20 protein-coding genes, 1 tRNA gene, 1 riboswitch and 1 other annotated feature are annotated in these 21,816 nt (G+C 38.6%); of the genes, 1 reads left to right on the forward strand and 20 read right to left on the reverse strand.

Annotated features, from left to right (window positions below):
* Positions 1–17: 17 nt before the first annotated feature.
* The 19 genes from J2Z40_RS05835 to J2Z40_RS05925 form a co-directional block, all read right to left on the reverse strand.
* A complete protein-coding gene (locus J2Z40_RS05835; RefSeq protein ID WP_066396479.1) occupies positions 18–1,562 on the reverse strand; it encodes a 2-isopropylmalate synthase in 1,545 nt (514 codons plus the stop codon).
* Positions 1,549–2,571 (reverse strand): ketol-acid reductoisomerase, encoded by a 1,023-nt coding sequence (gene ilvC, locus J2Z40_RS05840; RefSeq protein ID WP_066396482.1) that lies wholly within the window; start codon positions 2,569–2,571, stop codon positions 1,549–1,551. Before ilvC ends, J2Z40_RS05835 begins: the two co-directional genes overlap by 14 nt.
* A 26-nt stretch (positions 2,572–2,597) precedes the next feature.
* The gene (gene ilvN, locus J2Z40_RS05845; protein WP_066396484.1) at positions 2,598–3,116 is read right to left on the reverse strand and encodes an acetolactate synthase small subunit; all 519 of its coding nucleotides are present in this window, start codon (positions 3,114–3,116) and stop codon (positions 2,598–2,600) included.
* Complete coding sequence (gene ilvB, locus J2Z40_RS05850) at positions 3,113–4,828, reverse strand: acetolactate synthase large subunit (RefSeq protein ID WP_066396487.1); 1,716 nt, start codon at positions 4,826–4,828, stop codon at positions 3,113–3,115. Before ilvB ends, ilvN begins: the two co-directional genes overlap by 4 nt.
* 78 nt (positions 4,829–4,906) lie before the next feature.
* Positions 4,907–5,162 (reverse strand) — a binding site (T-box leader).
* Between the two features lie 463 nt (positions 5,163–5,625).
* Entirely contained in the window at positions 5,626–6,624 is a 999-nt protein-coding gene (locus J2Z40_RS20080) for a DUF3231 family protein (protein WP_083953937.1), read from the reverse strand.
* Between the two features lie 284 nt (positions 6,625–6,908).
* Positions 6,909–6,982: transfer RNA gene (locus tag J2Z40_RS05860), tRNA-Arg, on the reverse strand.
* A 111-nt stretch (positions 6,983–7,093) separates the two neighbouring features.
* Positions 7,094–7,624, reverse strand: coding sequence for a metallophosphoesterase family protein (locus J2Z40_RS05865; RefSeq protein ID WP_066396489.1), 531 nt, complete (start codon positions 7,622–7,624; stop codon positions 7,094–7,096).
* Positions 7,621–8,229 carry an XTP/dITP diphosphatase gene (locus J2Z40_RS05870; protein ID WP_066396493.1) on the reverse strand — a complete coding sequence of 203 codons (609 nt, stop codon included), beginning with the start codon at positions 8,227–8,229 and terminating at the stop codon, positions 7,621–7,623. Before J2Z40_RS05870 ends, J2Z40_RS05865 begins: the two co-directional genes overlap by 4 nt.
* Before the next feature lie 16 nt (positions 8,230–8,245).
* Positions 8,246–9,001 carry a ribonuclease PH gene (gene rph, locus J2Z40_RS05875; protein WP_066396496.1) on the reverse strand — a complete coding sequence of 252 codons (756 nt, stop codon included), beginning with the start codon at positions 8,999–9,001 and terminating at the stop codon, positions 8,246–8,248.
* Positions 9,002–9,098: 97 nt separating this feature from the next.
* The gene (locus J2Z40_RS05880; protein WP_066396500.1) at positions 9,099–10,172 is read right to left on the reverse strand and encodes a GerMN domain-containing protein; all 1,074 of its coding nucleotides are present in this window, start codon (positions 10,170–10,172) and stop codon (positions 9,099–9,101) included.
* An 88-nt stretch (positions 10,173–10,260) separates the two neighbouring features.
* On the reverse strand, positions 10,261–12,411 hold the full coding sequence (gene recQ / locus J2Z40_RS05885) for a DNA helicase RecQ (protein WP_066396505.1): 2,151 nt from the start codon (positions 12,409–12,411) through the stop codon (positions 10,261–10,263).
* Positions 12,412–12,670: 259 nt separating this feature from the next.
* Positions 12,671–13,465 carry a glutamate racemase gene (gene racE, locus J2Z40_RS05890; RefSeq protein WP_066396508.1) on the reverse strand — a complete coding sequence of 265 codons (795 nt, stop codon included), beginning with the start codon at positions 13,463–13,465 and terminating at the stop codon, positions 12,671–12,673.
* 10 nt (positions 13,466–13,475) lie between these two features.
* On the reverse strand, positions 13,476–13,910 hold the full coding sequence (locus tag J2Z40_RS05895; protein WP_180316809.1) for a MarR family winged helix-turn-helix transcriptional regulator: 435 nt from the start codon (positions 13,908–13,910) through the stop codon (positions 13,476–13,478).
* Positions 13,911–14,076: 166 nt separating this feature from the next.
* Positions 14,077–14,301 carry a helix-turn-helix domain-containing protein gene (locus J2Z40_RS05900; RefSeq protein WP_009333184.1) on the reverse strand — a complete coding sequence of 75 codons (225 nt, stop codon included), beginning with the start codon at positions 14,299–14,301 and terminating at the stop codon, positions 14,077–14,079.
* Positions 14,302–14,461: 160 nt separating this feature from the next.
* Positions 14,462–14,926 (reverse strand): thioesterase family protein, encoded by a 465-nt coding sequence (locus J2Z40_RS05905; RefSeq protein WP_066396510.1) that lies wholly within the window; start codon positions 14,924–14,926, stop codon positions 14,462–14,464.
* A gap of 310 nt (positions 14,927–15,236) precedes the next feature.
* Positions 15,237–15,395 (reverse strand): hypothetical protein, encoded by a 159-nt coding sequence (locus J2Z40_RS05910; RefSeq protein ID WP_162840494.1) that lies wholly within the window; start codon positions 15,393–15,395, stop codon positions 15,237–15,239.
* A 280-nt stretch (positions 15,396–15,675) separates the two neighbouring features.
* Positions 15,676–16,437 (reverse strand): succinate dehydrogenase iron-sulfur subunit, encoded by a 762-nt coding sequence (gene sdhB, locus J2Z40_RS05915; protein WP_066396512.1) that lies wholly within the window; start codon positions 16,435–16,437, stop codon positions 15,676–15,678.
* A 19-nt stretch (positions 16,438–16,456) separates the two neighbouring features.
* Positions 16,457–18,208 (reverse strand): succinate dehydrogenase flavoprotein subunit, encoded by a 1,752-nt coding sequence (gene sdhA / locus J2Z40_RS05920; protein WP_066396517.1) that lies wholly within the window; start codon positions 18,206–18,208, stop codon positions 16,457–16,459.
* A 76-nt stretch (positions 18,209–18,284) separates the two neighbouring features.
* The gene (locus tag J2Z40_RS05925; protein WP_066396519.1) at positions 18,285–18,893 is read right to left on the reverse strand and encodes a succinate dehydrogenase cytochrome b558 subunit; all 609 of its coding nucleotides are present in this window, start codon (positions 18,891–18,893) and stop codon (positions 18,285–18,287) included.
* 385 nt (positions 18,894–19,278) lie between these two features.
* Between J2Z40_RS05925 and J2Z40_RS05930 the strand changes: the two genes are divergently transcribed.
* Positions 19,279–19,734, forward strand: a complete 456-nt coding sequence (locus tag J2Z40_RS05930; RefSeq protein WP_066396521.1) for a YslB family protein — start codon at positions 19,279–19,281, stop codon at positions 19,732–19,734.
* A 269-nt stretch (positions 19,735–20,003) separates the two neighbouring features.
* On the opposite strand, the gene J2Z40_RS05935 is transcribed toward J2Z40_RS05930, so the two are convergent.
* The gene (locus J2Z40_RS05935; RefSeq protein WP_066396523.1) at positions 20,004–21,233 is read right to left on the reverse strand and encodes an aspartate kinase; all 1,230 of its coding nucleotides are present in this window, start codon (positions 21,231–21,233) and stop codon (positions 20,004–20,006) included.
* Positions 21,234–21,549: 316 nt separating this feature from the next.
* Positions 21,550–21,728, reverse strand: a riboswitch (Lysine riboswitch).
* Between the last annotated feature and the right edge of the window lie 88 nt (positions 21,729–21,816).

Here is a 21,816-nt window from a genome sequence, read left to right on the forward strand (position 1 = left end):
TTTGATTGTCTATACATTTATGTTAAGCTTACTTCTTGCTTTCCTTCCTTTTCCTTCAGATAGATTACTCGATTCACAGCATTTAAATAGGCTTTCCCCGAAGCCTCTAACACATCCTGTGCAAGTCCTCTCCCGCTTGTTTCAATACCTAAATATTTTAGTTTTACATATACTTGGGCAAGTGCATCTCTTCCTGCTCCAACAGACTGGATGCGGTAATCTAATAGATTGATGGACCCTTCCACACATTTTTCCAATGTATTATAAAGGGCTTCGATACTTCCCGCTCCCGTTCCAGCCTCTTGGATGACTTCCTTATCCGCTCCTGATAAAGTAACGGTCGCTGTTGGTACTTGATTCGTCCCGTATTGGATTTGCAAATGAATTAATTCATAGAAACGCTCTTCCTTTGATAACTCTTCTTCAAGGACAAGTGCAACCAAATCTTCGTCAGTCATTTCTTTTTTACGGTCAGCTAAGTCTTTGAATGCACTAAATAGCGGTTTAATATTTTCCTCAGGAATGTTAAGTCCTAATTCATCTAACCGGTTTTTAAAGGCATGCCTGCCTGAATGCTTTCCTAAAACTAAAGAGTTCGACTGGAATCCTACTAGATCAGGAGAAATAATTTCATAGGTTGTTTTCTCCTTGAGTACCCCATCCTGATGAATCCCAGATTCATGTGCATAGGCATTTTTGCCGACAACTGCCTTATTCGCAGGAACAATCATTCCCGTCAGCTTGCTGACAAGACTGCTTGTGCGGCTGATCTCATGAAGATTGAGGCGAGTTGATGCCTGATAATAATCCTTTCTAATATGCAAGGCTACCGCAAATTCCTCCAAAGCAGCGTTTCCTGCTCTTTCCCCAATGCCGTTGATTGTTCCTTCCACTTGTGTTGCACCATTTTCAACAGCTGCAAGTGAATTGGCGATTGCCATTCCTAAATCATCATGACAGTGGGTTGATAAGGAAACCTTATTAATAGAAGGAACATTTTCTTTTAAGTATTTAAAAATGGCTCCATATTCTTGTGGCGTTCCATATCCGACCGTATCAGGAATATTAATTACTCTCGCTCCTGCCTGAATGACCTTTTCGATAATTTCGGCTAAGAAGGGCAGCTCCGTCCTTGAAGCATCTTCTGCCGACCATTGAATAATTGGGAATTTCTTAGCTGCATATTTGACTGTTTCTACAGCTGTATGGATGACTTCTTCTTTCGACATTTTTAATTTATACTCTCGATGAATCGGCGATGTTGCAAGAAAGGTATGGAGCCTTGGTTCTGCACCGTCTTTCAGCGCTTCCCATGCTGCATCGATATCAGAAATAACTGCCCGTGCAAGTCCCGTGACAGAACAATTTTTTATCGTTTGAGCAATTTTTTGTACGGACGAGAAGTCGCCTTTGGATGCAGCTGGAAAACCCGCTTCCATAATATCTACATTTAACCTTTCCAGTTGCTTGGCAATTTCAAGCTTTTCCGAAAAATTAAGGTTCACACCGGCTGACTGTTCTCCATCCCTTAAGGTTGTGTCGAAAATTTTAATGGTTTGCACTAGCAACAGCTTCCTTCTTTTTTCCGCTATTAACGAACGGCATCATTTTTCTAAGTTCTCTTCCCACCTGCTCAATTTGATGCTGCTTTTCTCTCTCATTTACTGCATTAAATTCAGGGCGATTTGCTTGATTTTCTAGGATCCAGCCTTTAGCAAATTTCCCATCCTGAATATCTTTAAGAATTGCTTTCATTTCTTCCTTCACTCTTTCATCCACTACACGCGGACCACTGACAAAGTCTCCCCATTGTGCTGTATCTGAGATCGAATAACGCATTCCTTCTAATCCGCCTTCATACATCAAATCAACAATTAGCTTCAATTCATGCAAGCATTCAAAGTAGGCTAGTTCAGGCTGGTATCCTGCTTCGACTAACGTTTCAAATCCGGCCTTAACAAGTGAGGTCAATCCCCCACAAAGAACAGCCTGTTCACCGAATAGGTCGGTTTCTGTTTCCTCTTTAAAGGTAGTTTCTAAAGCACCTGCACGCAGAGCACCAATAGCTCTTGCATAAGCTAGGGCAAGTTCTTGCGCTTCACCTGATACATCCTGGTGGATAGCGAAAAGTGCTGGAACACCTGCATCCTGTTCATACGTTCTTCTTACAAGATGGCCTGGACCTTTAGGGGCAACGAGAAGCACATCACTTTCCTTTGGTGGAACAATTTGATTGAAATGAACATTAAAACCATGGGCAAACATCAGTGCTTGAGTCGTTACATTCGGTTCAATTTCTTCTTTATATACTTTCGTCTGGAGTTCATCTGGCAAGAGAATCATGACTACGTCTGCCTGTGCTGTCGCTTCCGCTACTGAATATACTTGAAAGCCATCTTCTGCTGCTTTATCCCATGATTTCCCTTTGCGAAGCCCAATTACGACTTCAACTCCGCTGTCTCTTAGATTTAATGCATGTGCATGACCTTGTGATCCATAGCCGATCACCGCTACCTTTTTCCCATTTAAATAAGCTGGATTCGCATCTCCGTTATAGTACATTTTCGCCATTATTATCTTCCTTTCTTTTTTTAAAATTAAACGATTGAGTATGTTTTTTGCGGATTGACTGGTTTTTGTGTTCCTCTTGGGAATGCTGTCGTTCCTGTGCGAGCGAGCTCCTTAATTCCATAAGGCTTAATCAGTTCGATAAATGCTTCAATCTTATCGGATTCTCCTGTTATCTGAATGACTAAGCTATCCTTGCTTATATCAATAACAGCTGCTCGAAATGGTTCGATTAATGCATAGAGTTCATTTCTTGTTTGCGGGGTTGTGAGCACTTTTATTAATGCCAGCTCTCTTGCCACAATTGCTTGATCACTAATATCTGTTACTTTTAAAATATCAATCTGCTTATTCAGCTGTTTTGTAATTTGTTCAGCTTCTCGATCACTTTCTACATGAATGACGCAAGTAATTCTTGAAACCCCTTCTTGTTCCGTTAACCCTACAGAGATGCTTTCAATATTGTAATTCCGCTTAGAAAAAAGATTCGTAATTCGATTGAGAACACCTGGGCGGTTTAAAACCGTCATACTAATAATTTTTTTCATGGTTTCACACCTACCATTTCATGCAGCCCTTTCCCTGGGGCAATCATCGGATAGACATTCTCATCAGGATCAATTCGAATATCAAGCAGAACAGGCTCTCGGCTATTCAACACTTCCTCAAAAAGGACTTCTGCTTCTTCAGCTGTATTTATTTCATATCCTTTTATTCCGTAAGCTTCTGCTAGCTTCACAAAGGAAGGCTGGATAGGAATTTTACTATGGGAATACCGTTTGTCATAAAAGATTTCCTGCCATTGCCGAACCATTCCGAGTGATAAATTATTGAATATTGCGATTTTTATCGGGAGATTTAATTCTTTAATGACTGTCAGCTCTTGTGTAGACATTTGAAATCCGCCATCCCCAAGAACAGCAATGACACATCGTTCCGGATCAGCTAGCTGCGCTCCAATGCTTGCCGGTAATCCAAAGCCCATGGTTCCAAGACCACCTGAGGTCACCCATCGATTCGCTTTTTTAAATTGGTAATACTGTGCTGCCCACATTTGGTGCTGCCCAACATCTGTGACGACGATTGCATCCCCAGCTGTTTTTTCATAAAGCATCTCTAACACTTTTTGGGGCTTAAGAGTGTCTGACTCCCCATAATGATAAGGATACTCCTCTTGCCATTTATGAATTTGTTCCAACCATTCCGAATGGGCTGGCGGTTTTCCATTTTGCTTGATTAATTCTTTTAATGCTTCTTTTGCATCTGCAACAACTGGTATGGCTGTTGGAACGTTCTTCCCAATTTCAGCTGGATCAATATCGATGTGAGCAACCGTTGCATGAGGGGCAAAGAATTGCAAATTTCCTGTAAGCCGGTCATCAAATCTTGCTCCGATATTAATTAATAAATCACATTCACTTAAACCCATATTCGATGCATAACAGCCATGCATACCAGCCATTCCAACAAACAGCTGATGGTCTGCTGGGAATCCGCCTAAACCAAGAAGTGTATGAATAACTGGAAGCTGCTGCTGTTCTGCATATTCTTTTAATTCACTCGAAGCTTGCCCAAGAAGGACACCAGCTCCAGCAAGTATAACTGGCTTTTTCGCCCGGCTAACTGCCTCAGATAGTTTTCTGATTTGCAAATAGTTAGGCTGTACGGTTGGCTGATAGCCAGGTAGCTTTATCTCTTGTTCTTCTGGAGGTTTTGATACAGTTGCTGCAATATCTTTTGGAATATCTATCAAGACTGGCCCTGGTCTTCCGCTTGTTGCAATAAAAAATGCCTCTTTCACAATTCGAGGGATATCTTCAATCCTTCGAACCTGGTAATTGTATTTCGTAATCGGTGTTGTAATCCCTAAAACATCTGCTTCTTGGAAAGCATCAGAACCGATTACATTTGTCGGAACCTGACCAGTGAATACGACAAGCGGAAGAGAGTCCATCATCGCGTCTGTGAGACCCGTAACAATGTTCGTTGCTCCTGGGCCAGATGTGGCAATAACCACTCCAGGTTTCCCGGAAATTCTTGCATACCCTTCCGCTGCATGAATTCCTCCTTGCTCATGCCTTGGCAAAACGTGGAGAATTTTTGAATCATAGAGCTTGTCATAAATCGGAAGTACAGCTCCTCCAGGATATCCAAAGATCACTTCCACCTTTTCTTTTTCCAAGGCCTCTAATAACAGATCAGCACCAGTGACCATTTCGGTCTTAGCCTTTGATTCTGCCATGGCAGCTTGCTGCAACATTTGTATAAAACCTCCTCTTTTTCCTTTAATTCAATATAAAAAGCCTTTCCACCCCTTAAAAACCTACTAATCCTAGGTATAAGGGGTGAAAAGGCTTTAATCCCATTCCACGGTACCACCCTAAATTCACGCAATCTGCATGCACTTATGGACAACTATTTCCTGTCCGTTTTGATAACGGGTGATAGACACCCGATCAACTCTACTCGATTGACTCTTTCAAGCTGATGCTCTGAGGTGAGTTCATTTTATGGGGGAATTACCGGTTCACAGCAGCTCCGGCTCTCTGTAAATTCCAATTCATAAAACTACTTATCCTCTTCTTCGCTTTATAGCTATTATATTTTTTGTTTTAGCACTTTAAACCATTGAATTTTTAGGTTAAAAAAAACTATGTATTAATTGGTTTCGCTCACCTAAAAGTTGGCTGGTTTTTATTTCTTAATTTTTTGATTTCTTATATTGAGGACTATCTTACGCCCATTTTATTAAACCGTCAACACCCTTTTTATAACTTTTCTGATTATTTAAATTAATCTGATTAATTGTATCCGCTTTCATTGTTGTCCTGCTTACGTTTAAAGGATTATAATTTTTTTCCTTTATCTTCCCCAATCATATATAAATGGAAACTCAAATCAGTGGGAGACTATCATCCTCCCACTGATTGTTATGACAAACATACAATATAACTTTTTATCCATCCTATTCCTTCACTATGCTAAAGCGTATCTTCCTTCGCCTAGCCAACATAAACATAGGCTAGGTTTAACTCCTCTTGCAAATTTATGAAAATTCTAGATTAACTGTTCACGGTCATCTGCTTGTGGAGGCTCCTCCATCCACCCATGTTTAATCAAGATGTTGGCACCATCTTCGGCGTATAGTGCAATTTCTGGAATTAATGAAGCATATTTTAATCCAATATCTCTTCTTGGACTAACTGCCATTGCCATGCCATAATTACCAATTCCAGCAGCAATCATTGCGGATACATGAAACATGACGAGTTTATCTGAGAAAACATGCGTTGTCGTGTTCGTAACTGCCGTATCCCATATCATTGGAGCTGGTATACTCTCCTTTTTTAAGTAATCACTAAAAATATCTACATGTTTTTGGGCCATTTTTTTCCCTTTTACTAAAAATTGTTTCACTTCTTCATCTTTAGTCGTTTGAGCAAATGCAATCATAAGTGCCTTCCCAATCGCATTCGTTTGAATATTTAAGAATAAATGGCTAATTTCAATTGATGTTAACGCCCTCTTATCCCCAAACAGACCATTCAAAAATTGTTGCTTACTAACAAAATCTACCTTTTCAGGAATAGATATATAAGGAGGTTTAACATATGTCCCCTGATCTAGCATTAAATTACGTATCAAATCTTGCAGCATAATGCCTTTATCTAATACACGTTTATGAAAATCCAATACATCTGAACGTGTAGCCAATGCGATGGCCGCAGTACTAGCTGCCACTCCAAGTATAGACATATGGCGTAAATACAGTAAGACAAATGTATCCGAAAGAAGCTTTGGGGCATCAGAATTTACATCTTTTTCTGTAAAGCCAATAGGGATTGGAAAATTCTCTTTATCAAAAATATCCTTCATGATTGAAAGATTCATTTTTGCTATCTCTAATGTTTTCTCAATAATCGGGCGAACGTCCTCATCCTCCACATTTTTTATAAAATAGGTATTCACACAAACAGCTAAAGTATCATTAATATATTGAGTCCATAAACTAGACATTTCTGCAGCAGTTAAATGTAAGTTATTTTTATCCCTCACGTGAACATCCTCCTATTCGTTATATATAGAAATAATCTTCCCAAAAAAAGGAAGGAAAATGTAATTAGGTCTACTTTTACTTTCAAAAAAAGAGGACAGCCATTTGACTGTCCCCAAAGATTCTCGAATGAATCCCAGACTATTTTTTTCACTTATGAACGATTGAAATATTTAACTAAACAAAAAAACCTCTTATATCACTAGTAGCTTCCGATCAATAACTGACCGTTTCACTAATAAGATATAAGAGGTTGATTTGACGGGATTTACTACCCGATTTCCAACGTCCCAGGAGAGATTCGAACTCCCGACCGTACGCTTAGAAGGCGTATGCTCTATCCAGCTGAGCTACTGGGACATAACATCATGTATTTCAACGACAATATTTATTATATTATGCTATTAATTAAAAGTCAACAAAAAATAATCAATTTTTATTATGAGGGAAGCATAGCTCCCCTCCTTCAATTTAATCGATTTCGTTCCATCTCGGAAGCGGGAATACTTGAGTCAACTCATCCAATTTGCCTTGATCAAAATCATAAACATATAGATTTATTTCTTTTTCTACTACTTCTAAGCGCATATATGTTTTTTCTGTTCTGCCCCTTGGCAATCGAATACTTCCTGGGTTAATAAATAAAATACCATCGATCATTTCTGCTCCAAGTAAATGAGAATGACCAAAACAGACAATATCCGCCTCTACTTCACTCGCACGATAGGAAAGATTCATTAGTGTCGATTTCACTGAAAATCGATGACCATGTGTAACAAAAAGCTTGAGACCTGACACTTCTTCGATCCATTCCTCTGGAAAAGTACCTGCTCGATCACAGTTTCCCTGCACGACAAAGAAATTAGCTAATGCATCATGATTTGCTTGAAGTTCGGAATCCCCACAATGGATCATCATTTGAACTTCATGCGCATGTCTTTTTTTGATCTCTTGCAATTCATCTGTTAACCCATGGCTATCACTAACAATTAGGATACTCATTCATTTTCTCCACTTAGAAGAGATGGCAATTGACTTTCTAATTTCCGAAGAGCTTGAGAGCGATGACTGATCTGCGCCTTTTCCTCAGGCTTTAATTCTGCCATTGCTCGGTCCATTTCAACAACGAAAAATATCGGGTCATACCCAAATCCATAGCTGCCTCTTTTTTCTCGTAAAATGACACCTTCACAAGTCCCTGAAACAGTGAATGTTTCCTTACCTGGTGCTGCAACCGCTAATACACAATAAAATCTTGCTTGTCTCTTATTATCTGCTATCTGTTCAAGTTCGCTTAATACTTTGTCCATGTTTGCTTGATCACTTTTTTCTATTCCTGCATATCTAGCAGAAAAGACTCCTGGTCTGCCATCTAATGAATTAATTACTAGACCTGAATCATCTGCAATGACCATTCTGCCTAAAACATTAGCGATTGTTTCTGCTTTTAATTTTGCATTCTCTTCAAAGGTCTTTCCTGTTTCCTCTACATCCTGTATTTCAGGAAAATCTAAAAGTGTCTTTACCTCATACCCTAGAGGCTTAAACATCCGGATGAATTCCTTTGCTTTTCCCTCATTCTTAGTTGCAATTATCACTTCTTGCATGTCGCTACTTCCTCTCTTATTTCTCTCTACGTGCATTAATATGATTAGTAATTGTCTCACCAAGTGCTTCTTTTTGCATCTCAAATAACTGAGAAATTCCACCTTGTCCAGCCTTCAGCAATTCCTGTAACTCATTGTAGGAAAATGTTGCTTCTTCGCCTGTTCCCTGCAATTCGACAAATTCTCCGCTTCCCGTCATCACAATATTCATATCTACATGTGCTTTTGAATCCTCTACATAATTCAAATCAACAACTACTTGCTTGTTTTCTAGTATCCCTACACTTGTCGCTGCTAGAAAATCTTTAATAGGGTATTTCTTGAGTTTTTTCATTGAACTTAATTTGTCTAATGCGAGAGCCATTGCCACAAAAGCACCTGTAATTGATGCTGTCCTTGTCCCTCCATCTGCCTGTATAACATCACAATCAATCCAAATGGTTCTTTCCCCTAATGCATCAAGATCAACAACCGCACGAAGAGCACGTCCAATTAATCGCTGGATTTCCATTGTTCTTCCCGTAATTTTCCCTTTAGCAGATTCACGTATATTTCTTGTTTCGGTTGCTCTTGGAAGCATGGAATACTCTGCCGTAATCCATCCTTTTCCTTCTCCCCTCATAAATGGCGGCACCCGATCATCAATGCTTGCTGTACAAATTACTTTTGTATTTCCAACACTAATTAAAACAGAACCTTCAGGATGCATTAAATAATTTGTTTCAATATGTATAGGTCTTAATTGTAGCTGTTCACGTCCATCTGCACGCATCTATTTTTCCTCCCTTATAAGAAACACAATAAAGAAGAGGTGGCAGAAAATGCCTCCTCTTTCTCGTTATTTATATAGTATATCAAAAACCTTCTGATTAAAAACTACCTGTATTTACTTTTTCGGGACGAGTAACCGGTTCTGTTAACTTTTGACCCTTCTCATCGACAAGCTCTGCCTTCCCATCCACTGTCACTGCTACACTTTCAATATCAGGCTGTTCAGTTAAAGACAACACAAGCGCAGTTAATAAATGCTGAGAAATAACTTTCTCTTCAAAGCTGCCATACACTGCATCATTAAAATTCAAAGTCAGTTTTCCATTTTCAACGATTGGGTCTTCTAATAGTTTCACATTTGATACAAAATCACTATCTAGATTCGAGTTGATATTTGGTCCCTTTACCAGTTCATTCACAATGGCCACATAATTATTTGTCTCTTTATTTGAGACACGCTTTGTTACAGGGACATAATAATACGAGCCTTCATTTCCACCAATATAATACACAGTGACTGATCTTGTATTTGTAATATCTAGAACATCTGTCGTATCTATATTGATTCCATTCGCTCGGCTGTAGGAATCTCCGATCGGTGTGCCGCCAACAGGCATCTCATTTAACTCATGTCCATTCAATTGAAACTTAACCTTATCAATTGAATCAAATTGTGTAAGTGTCCAAGTAACGGCTTGAAGAATCTTCTTTTCATCCTCTACTTGATAGTCTTTAAATTCTTTTGAAAAGTTTACGGTAGCTACATTATCTTTAATATTTACAGATAGCTTCGTTTCTGCAGGCAGTACAGCCATAAAATCATTTGGAAGCATCTCAGTTACTGGCCCTTCCTTCACTAAATATTCTAGTGCTTGAGTGGCAACTGACTCCTTTTTTGGCAAATCTAATGTTTGAGAAACGACTAAACCATCTTTATTGATTAAGTATAGCTCTGTAGGAATCGTTCCAGCAATTTCTGCTTCCTCGCCTGTCGTTTCTACTTCCGTTCCAGTCGTTTCTTCTGTTATTGATTTTTCGTCATCAGTATGTGTTACCTCTTGAGGAGGATCAATTTTTTCCTTTCCCCCACTCCCAAACAACCCACAACCTGACAATAAAACAGATGAAACGAGAACAGCAGACACAAATGTTGCTTTTTTATTTATGGACATATTTAATCCCTCCAAAGACAGTTTGTACTAACATGTATACGAGCATAGTCGCAAATTAGACCGTCTTTTTCAGAAAAAATTTGATTTTTCACCGGGTATAGAGATCATTCTTCGTTAACACAGCTTTAATCGAAAAGTAATCGATTTCATTCGGCAGCTCTTCTTTTATTAGCTTAAGCTTTTCTCCACCCACTCTTTGTACCGCTTCTAATATTAGTGTTTCTGTTTGTTCATCAAAAATGTCATCCCACTGGATATCATTCCCTTCCTTAACTGCGCGAAGGATATGCTCCTGGATCGTTATCGGTGAAAAATTGCGGTTCTTGGCAATTTCTTGAATAGGAGAACCCGCAATATAAGATTGATATGATTGCATATAGCTTGGTATATCCGAAAGCTCCTTATGCCTTGATGAACGATTAGCAGCCTCTTTCGGTACCTTCTTTTCTACTTGTATCTCATTTTCTATCATAAATTTCTTAATTTCCTCGATGAAAAATACCCCGTATTTTTCATACTTCATTTGACCTACACCTTTGATTCTTAACATTTCATCCTTATCGGTTGGGTAATATTGACACATTTCTCTTAATGCTGTATCTGCAAAAACAACATATGGAGGCACATGATCCTGATCTGCTAGTTTCTTTCTTAGTGCACGCAAAGCAATAAATAGATCACTATTCTCTTCCACCACACTTGTCTGTGCTTGGATTGTTGTTTTCATCGTAATTTTTTCCTGTTGCCTTAATATTGGCAATGATTTCTCACTAAGCTTCACAACGGGATATTTACTATCTGTTAACAGCAAATATCCTTCTGCAAGTAAGTAATTAATGATGTCACTAATTTCTTTTTCCTTATAATGCTTAAGCAGTCCATATGTGGATAATTCATTGAAACGCAATTCTCTGATCCTTTTATTTTGCGACCCCTTCAATACTTGCGCAGTAAGTGTAACCCCAAACCGCTCTCCCATTCTTTTTATACAAGAAAAAATCATTAATGCTTCATTCGTAATATCTACATGTTCACGTGCATCCTTACAATTGCTGCATTTCCCACAATTCTCAACGATACTTTCCCCATCAAAATACTCGATAATATGAAATTGCAAGCATTTCTCTGTATGACAGTAGTTCACCATTTGCTTTAATTTATTGTATTCCTGTTCTCGCTTCTGGAAATCCAAATTCGACTCTTCAATTAAAAACTTTTGCAGCTGAATATCCTGTGGGGAGAATAATAGATAACATGCACTCTCTTCCCCATCCCTTCCAGCACGGCCAGCTTCTTGATAATAGGCTTCAATATTACGAGGCAGATTATAGTGAATCACAAAACGAACATTCGATTTGTCGATGCCCATTCCGAATGCATTCGTAGCGATCATAATATCAGTTTCATCATAAACAAACTCATTTTGGGCATTCTTTCGAGCAACTTCACTAAGTCCTGCATGGTATTTTGCAACTGAATGATGCTGTGCTTTCAAGTGATTATAGAGCTGATCCGTTTCTTTTCTACTAGATGTATAAATAATCCCGGACTCGTTTGGATGTTTTTTCAAATAATCCGTAATAAAATCTCGCTTATTCACACCTTTCATGACATGAAAAGCAAGATTTTCTCTTGCAAAACCAGTAATGAAGCAATCCCTTTCACCAATATTTAAGAGATTCCTAATATCATCCGCCACATCTTTCGTTGCAGTAGCTGTTAATGCAGCAATGACTGGTGTGTGGTGAAGCTTGTCCAAATTTGTAACAATTGATCGATAGCTTGGACGAAAATCATGTCCCCATTGTGAAATACAGTGCGCCTCATCAAAAACAATCATTGAAATAGCCATTGAATTAAGCATTGCTAGAAAGCTAGCAGATTCAAAGCGTTCAGGTGCCACATAGACAAGTTTATACTCACCATTTCGAATCTGATCCATTCTTTCTTGATACTCCTTCTGAGATAAAGAGCTATTAATAAAGGTTGCATGAATATTTGCTGCCAATAGCGCATCAACTTGATCTTTCATGAGAGAAATTAATGGAGAGATAACAATCGTAATGCCTGGAAGAATAAGTGCAGGGATTTGGAAGCAGAGTGATTTTCCACCTCCTGTTGGAAGGATTCCAAGTGTGTTCTTCGTTTCTAATAAGTTATGGATAATCTCCCTTTGCCCTGGTCGGAAGGAAGAATAACCAAAGTATTGCATTAAATATTGTTCTGCCTCTTTCAACAAATCTATCACCCTAATCAATCATTTTCTTTCTATTCTATCATGTACATTCAAATGGAATCAAAACTTATCAGCATACTTACTTCACTTAAAAAAGTGGAAGCCCTTTGTCATCGGGAGTACGATCTGTTAGAAGAGGATCTTACTCCGAACAGAATGTATTAAGACATAGAGACTGCCACTTATATTTGTATATAGTTACACTGCCTGAGTATCCCCTTTGAAGCAAACACTTCTAAAATAAACCCTTCAGCCAACAGGCTTAAAGAGTGATTCGATTCACATTTGGAGAAGTGATTTGAAGCCATTCGGAAGCAATTTTTTTGAAGATCTCTTTTGAACCAGTTGTAAAAAATTGATGATTTGGTGCTTCTTCACTTGTGTTCAGCAAGTGAAGATGGGAGAGTATCACACTTGCTTCCCTTGCTGTTTCTTCACCAGAGCTAATAATTTCTACTTCTTCCCCCATTACACGCCTAATAATTGGTTCAAGAAGTGGATAATGTGTGCATCCTAATATTAATGAATCTAATCTTTTATTATTAAAGTGCTGAAGTGTTTCTGATACAATTCTTTCCGTTAAAGAGCCTGCATATTCTCCGCTTTCTACGAGTGGAACAAACTTTGGACATGCTAGGCTATGAACAACCGTTCTTCTATTAATTTGTTTTAGCGCCATTTCATATGCCTTGCTCCTAATTGTTCCTTCGGTGCCAATTACACCAATTCTATGGTTTACTGTTTTCTTAATAGCCGCACGGGCTCCTGGTGAAATGACTCCTAGTACAGGAATGGGTAGCTCATTACGTATCTCATCCAATACGACCGCAGTAGCTGTATTACAGGCAATAATTAACATTTTCATCTCTTTAGTTAACAAAAATCTAGTGAGTTCCCATGTAAAAGTCTTTACTTCTTCACTAGATCTAGGACCATAAGGACAGCGAGCTGTATCCCCTAAGTATACAATATTTTCATTCGGCAGCTGGCGCATAATTTCCTTCGCTACAGTAAGTCCACCGACACCTGAATCAATTATTCCTATTGGTTGTTTCAAACATACCGCCTCATTCTTCGCGCATTTCTAGGTGTAATTTCGTTAGATTTGTTTTAAGAAGCTGAACTTCTTCACTTGAAAAATTGATGAGCACCTCTTTTAAATACAGCTGTCTTTTTTGTATAACCTCATCAATAATTCGTTCTCCCTCTTCAAGGAGGTGAATGCGCACAACTCTGCGATCATTCGGGTCTTTCACTCGTTTAACAAGCGAATTCTTTTCCATCCGATCGACAAGATCAGTCGTTGTGCTGAACGCTAAATACATTTTATTAGAAAGCTCACCAATTGTCATATCCCCATCTTCAAATAGCCACTGCAGGGCAACAAATTGTGGGGGTGTAATTTTGTAATTACTTAATATTTCACGGCCCTTTTGCTTTATAATTCCCGATATGTATCGTAATTCCTTTTCAATTGCGGCAACTACATGATGATCTTCCATTGTGCTCACATCTTTTATCTCCACTAGAAATAACTCCCCTTCGCAATTCCCCATTTTCATTTATTTTCACCTTTTTTCGACTAAAATTCAAGGAGAATTCGATCCCTTTCCCATTCTAATACTAAAAAATTTTCAACCGGCATCCCAAATGGAATGCCGGTCATAATTAAAGTTCTAGCTCTCCCATTCGAAGGAGCTCTACAACAGCTTGTGATCGCCCCTTAACACCAAGCTTTTGCATGGCATTCGAAATGTGGTTCCGAACCGTTTTCTCGCTTATAAATAATTCACCAGCGATTTCCCTTGTTGTTTTATCTTGTACTAACAGTTCGAATACTTCTCTTTCTCGTTTGGTGAGTAACGGCTTGTGAGTATATTCGTTCTCCTTCAAGTATTGTAACCCTCCTTGCCTTTCGCCAGCTATGAACCTTGGAGTGGGTATATATTTAGTCACCATATCATATGTCAAGCAAAGACTCGAAGTGACTGCAATTCTTGTAAGGAAAACTTTTTATTTTGGAAAATAGGCTTCTATACACGCTTCTACACAACTATGCATTCACTTTCGCATTACTTTGAAGCAAATTTCGCTTCTCATCTGACCATGGAACCCCTTTTCCTGTTTTTTTCGACATTTGCACCATTGCACCTCTACCTGTAAAACAGATGGAGCCATCTTCCTTCTTCCCCATATAATGAATATCAACTGATGACTTTCCAATCGAATGCGCCTTTACATACACTTTCAGATTTTCATCAAAAAATACTTGCTGCAGGAAATCGCACTGGAGATCTGCAACAACAGGAATCGTTTCATTCATTGGTTTTACCCACTCCTGCATAAATCCCTTATACTTAAAAAATTCGATTCTTGCCATCTCAAAGTACGTAAAAGGAACGGTATTATTAAGATGACCAAACATATCTGTCTCCGAAAAGCGTACCTTTATTTCATAATAAAATTGAAAGTCCTCTTCCCATTCCGCTATATCTGTAATGTAACTTATTTTTGACACTTTTCTGCCTCCATTTCATCTCAACCATGCTTTCATAAAATGAATAACCATTCATTATTTACATTATAAAGTAATTTGAATTATTTGAAAAGAATGTTTACCTATGAGCGAGCGATACCGACTGTGAAGGAAAGAGTTTAGAGGATGTTGGAGGGGCGTTTTCTTCGTCATGGACATATGGGCAATTCATGAGTGCTTGTGAGTAATCATTGAGCTCTCCTATGGGACAATCGCTTTGCTTTTTCAGCTTTTTTTGTCTCATTGAGCTCTCCTATGGGACACTTGCTTTCCTTTTTCAGCTTTTTTTGTCTCATTGAGCTCTCCTATGGGACACTTGCTTTCCTTTTTCATCTTTTTTTGTCTCATTGAGCCCTTCTATGGGACACTCGCTTTGCTTTCTCAGCTTTTTTGTCTCATTGAACTCTTCTATGGGACACTTGCTTTCCTTTTTCATCTTTTTTTGTCTCATTGAGCTCTCCTATGGGATACTTGCTTTCCTTTTTCAGCTTTTTTAGTCTCATTGAACTCTCCTATGAGATTGTTTTTTTAGATCAAGAGTGAAATATCCTTCATATTATTTTCCAACAAAAAATTCCCTATCATTCCAATTCAATTTCAACTGCTATTTGCTAACTTCACTTATCATACTGGATCATACAATAAAAATAGGCATGTGAAATTTTTTACGATTTCACATGCCTTAATGTGGTTTTCTACTATCTGAAAAGGAAACCCATCATCAGATAGCTTTAAATTTGATCGCTTCCAAAGAAGTTTTTAAAAGATTGGAATGTTGCATCACGGTTAACTGCAGCAATCGAAGTTGTAATTGGAATGCCTTTCGGACATGATTGGACACAGTTTTGTGAGTTTCCACAGCCCTGCATACCCCCGTCTTCCATAAATGCATTTAAGCGTTCAGCCTTATTCATGGCACCAGTTGGGTGAGCATTGAACAAACGTACTTGGTTAAATGCAGCAGGTCCAATAAAGTCAGATTTGCTATTCACATTCGGGCATGCTTCTAAACATACACCACAAGTCATACATTTTGATAATTCATATGCCCACTGACGCTTTGGCTCAGGCATACGTGGTCCTGGTCCAAGATCATATGTTCCATCGATTGGAATCCATGCTTTCACTTTTTTCAAAGAATCAAACATGCGGCTTCTATCTACCTGTAAATCACGAACAACAGGGAATGTGCGCATCGGTTCCAAACGAATTGGCTGTTCTAATTGATCGACTAGTGCTGTACAAGATTGGCGTGGCTTCCCATTAATAACCATTGAACAGGCACCACAAACTTCTTCAAGACAGTTCATATCCCAAGAAACTGGAGCGATCTTATTTCCTTTCACATCTACCGGATTACGTTGAATTGCCATTAATGCCGAAATAACGTTCATATTCGGCCGATATTCAAGTTCAAACTCTTCTTGATAAGGGTCAGAATTTGGATTATCTTGACGAGTTATTATAAAGCGAACGGTTTTCTTGTCACTCATCATTTACTCTCCCTTTCTATTAATGTTTTTTTGTATAATCACGTTCACGTGGCTTGACTAATCCAGTGTCAACCTCTTCATAATGGAAAGCTGGAGCAGACGTAGCATCAACAAATTTCGCCATCGTTGTTTTCAAGAACTCTTCGTCATTCCGTTTAGGGAAATCTGGCTTGTAATGAGCTCCACGGCTTTCATTACGGTTGTATGCACCGATAGTAATTACACGTGCTAATTGAAGCATATTTGCTAATTGACGAGTAAAGAATGCACCTTGATTGCTCCATTTAGAAGTATCATTAATGTTAATATTTTGGTAGCGTTCTAATAACTCAACAATTTTTTCATCTGTTTTAAGAAGTCTGTCATTATGGCGAACGACTGTCACATTATCTGTCATCCATTCCCCAAGTTCTTTATGGATCACATATGCATTTTCTGTTCCATCCATTGACATGATTTTATTCCATTTATCTTCTTCCTGTTTCACGTGACCTTCAAATACAGAAGCAGATACATCCTCCGCATGTTTTTCAAGACCAGCAATATACTCCAATGCCTTTGGTCCAGCTACCATTCCGCCATAAATGGCAGAAAGCAATGAGTTCGCACCAAGTCGGTTTGCACCGTGCTGAGAATAGTCACATTCTCCAGCAGCAAATAACCCTGGTATATTTGTCATTTGATCATAATCTACCCATAGCCCACCCATTGAATAGTGAACAGCAGGGAAAATCTTCATTGGAAGTTTACGTGGATCATCACCAGTAAATTTCTCATATATTTCAATAATGCCACCAAGCTTAACATCTAGCTCATGTGGATCTTTATGTGATAAATCAAGGTAAACCATGTTTTCGCCATTAATTCCCAATTTTTGATTGACACACACATCAAAAATTTCACGCGTTGCAATATCACGCGGAACAAGGTTTCCATAGGCTGGATACTTCTCTTCTAAGAAATACCAAGGCTTCCCGTCCTTGTATGTCCAAATACGTCCACCCTCTCCACGAGCAGATTCACTCATTAGACGAAGTTTATCATCTCCTGGAATCGCTGTTGGATGGATTTGAATAAATTCACCATTCGCATAATAAGCACCTTGTTGGTAAACAATCGATGCAGCTGAGCCTGTATTGATAACTGAGTTAGTTGATTTTCCGAAAATGATTCCAGGTCCGCCTGTTGCCATAATCACCGCATCACCTGCAAATGATTTAATTTCCATTGAAGTTAAGTTTTGAGCAACGACTCCACGGCATATGCCCTCATCATCAATAATAGAGCCTAAGAATTCCCAGCCCTCATATTTTGTTACTAATCCAGCTACTTCATGACGGCGAACCTGCTCGTCCAATGCATAAAGTAATTGCTGACCAGTTGTCGCACCAGCAAATGCAGTACGATGATGCTGTGTGCCTCCGAAACGACGGAAATCTAGTAAACCTTCAGGTGTACGATTGAACATAACACCCATTCGATCTAATAAATGAATAATTCCTGGTGCAGCTTCAGCCATTGCTTTAACAGGAGGCTGATTGGCAAGGAAATCCCCACCATAAATCGTATCATCAAAATGAATCCACGGAGAATCTCCTTCACCCTTTGTATTAACAGCTCCGTTGATACCACCTTGGGCACAAACAGAGTGAGAACGCTTAACTGGTACTAAAGAGAATAATTCAACCGGGGTTCCTAATTCTGCAATTTTAATTGTTGCCATCAATCCAGCTAATCCGCCGCCGACAACGATAACCTTACCTTTAGCCATTCGAGTGTCACTCCCTAATCATTAGTAAATCAAATGATATATTCCAAAAACCGAACGATATTAATAGTTTATTAAATTAAACAAATGCAAAAATCGCACGAATGCCAACAAATGACAATGCAACAAAAATGGCAATCGTCACATATGTTGTAATCAATTGTGAGCGTGGAGAAATCGTAATCCCCCAACTTACACAGAATGACCATAGTCCATTAGAGAAATGGAAAATAGTTGAAATCACACCGATAATATAGAAAGCAAGCATAAATGGGTTTGAAAGGATATTCTCCATCATTGAGAAGTTCACATCTGCCCCAAATGCAGCTTGAACACGCGTTTGCCATACATGCCATGTAATAAAGATAAGTGTAACTACACCTGTTATCCGTTGAATTAAGAACATCCAATTACGGAAGAAGCCGTATTTACTAGCATTATTTTTCGCAGTAAAAGCAATATAAAGTCCATAAATCGCATGATATAATAATGGCAAGAAAATAACAAAAATCTCTAAAAAGATTCGGAACGGAAGATGTTCCATGAATCCTGCCGCTTTATTAAAGGACTCTTCTCCTCCTGTTGCAAAGTGATTCACTACAAGGTGTTGAATTAAAAATAAGCCAACAGGAATAACACCAAGCAATGAATGCAATCTGCGATTAAAAAACTCACGATTACCCGCCATTTTTTACCCCCCTAGTTTTTGAAGATGTTAAGGCTTCACTTTTTTACTTCAAGCAATTATGTATCTACTTGTTTAGCCAAAACATCAAGTAAAAGATTTCGATTTATTTTTACAATTATGTGACATGTTCATTTTACCCCCAACACAAAATAGCGTCAAGGAAACGATTACATAAAATGTTCTCAAAAGATAAAATTGTTAAAATATATTGCTATTACAAAAATATAAAGATAAACCATCTATTTCAATAATTTTCTATCTATTTTACATATATTAAAATAGCAATATTTTCCTGCCCGAAAATATGACTTTTCACATGATTGAATGACTACACCACTGTACTTTTGTATATAATAGAAGAATAATAGAAAGTGGGGAACATGATTTGAGTGAATCAGCATCAGAATTAATATCACAAGAAAAAACAACGGAAGCAGTCCATATATTCGGCTATGAATTAATCAGGGAAGTGCTCTTACAAGAAATATTAGGCAGTGATGCACCAGAAATCTTATATTGGGCAGGAAAAAGACTGGCACGTAAATACCCAATGGCTACAATAGAAGACGTATTTGAATTTTTCCAAAAGGCGTCTTGGGGAAGTCTTTCTATCTTAAAGGAATCAAAAAATGAGATGGAACTTGAATTATTTAGTCCATTAATTAAGTTACGCTATTCAGAGAACAGTCAATGTACATTTCAACTTGAAGCAGGATTTATCGCCCAGCAAATTGAACTTCAAAAAGAAGTAATCTGTGAAGCATTTGAACACCCGAATAAGAAAAAAGGGAAAGTACGTTTTACTGTCAAATGGGATAAAAAAGACAGTATTCATTCTTAAAACGTAACAAAAGCGGAAGCGCCTTGATCATCGCCGTACAAACTGGAAGGTCTCCGACTGAGATAAAGGAAACACGGTGAGTGTAAGCGAACCGATGTTGACTTATCGTAGGGAGGAGAACTGAAGTTTGATAGGCGATAGGCGCTGAAGCTGGACGTAGAAAAAACTATTCACATGTTATACACAACGTGCGATTTTATAATTTTCTAGACAGTAAAAAAAGCCTGTGGAATCCAAAATGATTCCATAGGCTTTTATCATGTGTCCAATTATGAATTCACTGGCAGTCCTGATAGCTTAAATGCTTCATGCAATGCTTCAACCGCAGCTAACATCCGGTCTTGTTCAATAACTGTAGATACTTTAATTTCAGACGTGCTCACCATTTTCACCTCAATATGATTCATCGATAGCACTTCAAACATTTCAGCGGCTACACCTGGATTGGATGCCATGCCAGAGCCAACAATAGATACCTTCGCAAGATTTCCCTCTGATTCTATTTTTTCATACTTCAACACATCTTTTCGTTCTTCTAGCACTTTAATTGTTTCATTCAAATTCTCACTTTTAATTGAGAAGGATAGATTGGTTAATTGATCTTGTAATGTACTTTGGATAATGATATCTACATTAATCTGATTTTCGGCCAATGCAGTAAAGATTCGCGAAAGTCCAGTCAAGGAGTTCGGCAAACCAATGATCGTTATTCTCATAATATCCTCTTCAAATGCTACTCCTCTTACAACTAAGTTTTGTTCCATCTTTACTTCCTCCTCAATAATGGTCCCCGCTTCTCTTATCAAGCTTGATCGGACTTCTAGCTGTATTTGGTGATTTTTCGCAAATTCAACAGCTCTAGGATGTAAAACACCTGCCCCTAAATGAGCTAATTCTAGCATTTCATCATAGGACACTGATAATAGTTTTCTAGCTTCTTTTACATATCGAGGGTCAGTTGTAAATACGCCCGTTACATCTGTATAAATTTCGCATTTATCTGCTTTTATAGCTGATGCAAGCGCAACAGCTGTTGTATCAGACCCTCCTCTGCCTAAAGTAGAAATCGAACCATCCTCAGTTATCCCTTGAAAACCAGCTACTACAACGATATTCCCCTGCTTCAAAGCTTGTTCGACTCTGTCTGGATCAATCCCAATAATTCTTGCATTGCCATGAACAGACTCTGTCTGAATCCCTGCCTGCCACCCCGTTAACGAAATTGCTTGGTAGCCCTTCTCTGCTAATGCCATAGCTAATAATGAAATCGTAATTTGTTCTCCAGTTGTTAGCAGCATGTCCATTTCTCTTCTGCTCGGATGTTCTGAAATTCCTTTCGCTAATTCGACGAGATGATCAGTTGATTTTCCCATTGCGGATACAACAACTACCACATCATTGCCTTTTTCCTTTTCTTCAATCACCTGATTGGCCACATTATGAATTCTCTTCGCATCTCCAACCGAAGTGCCACCATATTTCTGTACAATTAATCCCACGTTTTTCCCTCTTTCTATTAATGATGTGATTGAATTTTTAAGCAAGGATAAATGCGCAGGCGCCTAAGGTCTCTCCGTACAAACTGGAAGGACTGCCCCTCTCGATAAAGGAAACACGGTGAGCGATAGCGATACCGTGCTTGACGCAATCGTTGCGGAGCAGTACTGAAGTTTGATAGGCGATAGGCGCTGGAGCTGGACGTAAACTACTTATAAAGTTATACACAACATGCGAATTTATCGTTTCCTAAACAGAAAAAAGCAATGAGAATCTATCCCATCGCTGTGAGTCAAACGTAAATAGTATACGCACACACAGTGAGATAGCTCTCCAAGATCATACATCTTGACAATCTTGCATTTATTCAATGCAAAACCAGCAAAGAAAGTGATGAGACTTTCTTTCCTTCGGCGAACCTTCCCTTTCAAAGCTTTTCACAGAAGCTCATTCTTCTCAAAGCCTTTACTATTGAAGCTCGCACCTCTACCTTCACTTTAGCGTCTGTTCGCAAATCACAAATGTCCTAACTTGCTCGAACAAACTTTCATGCTATAAAGTGATATTGAATTTTCAGTCATTATA

The organism is Cytobacillus eiseniae, from assembly GCF_017874625.1.
In the GTDB taxonomy this organism is placed as follows: domain Bacteria; phylum Bacillota; class Bacilli; order Bacillales; family Cytobacillaceae; genus Cytobacillus; species Cytobacillus eiseniae.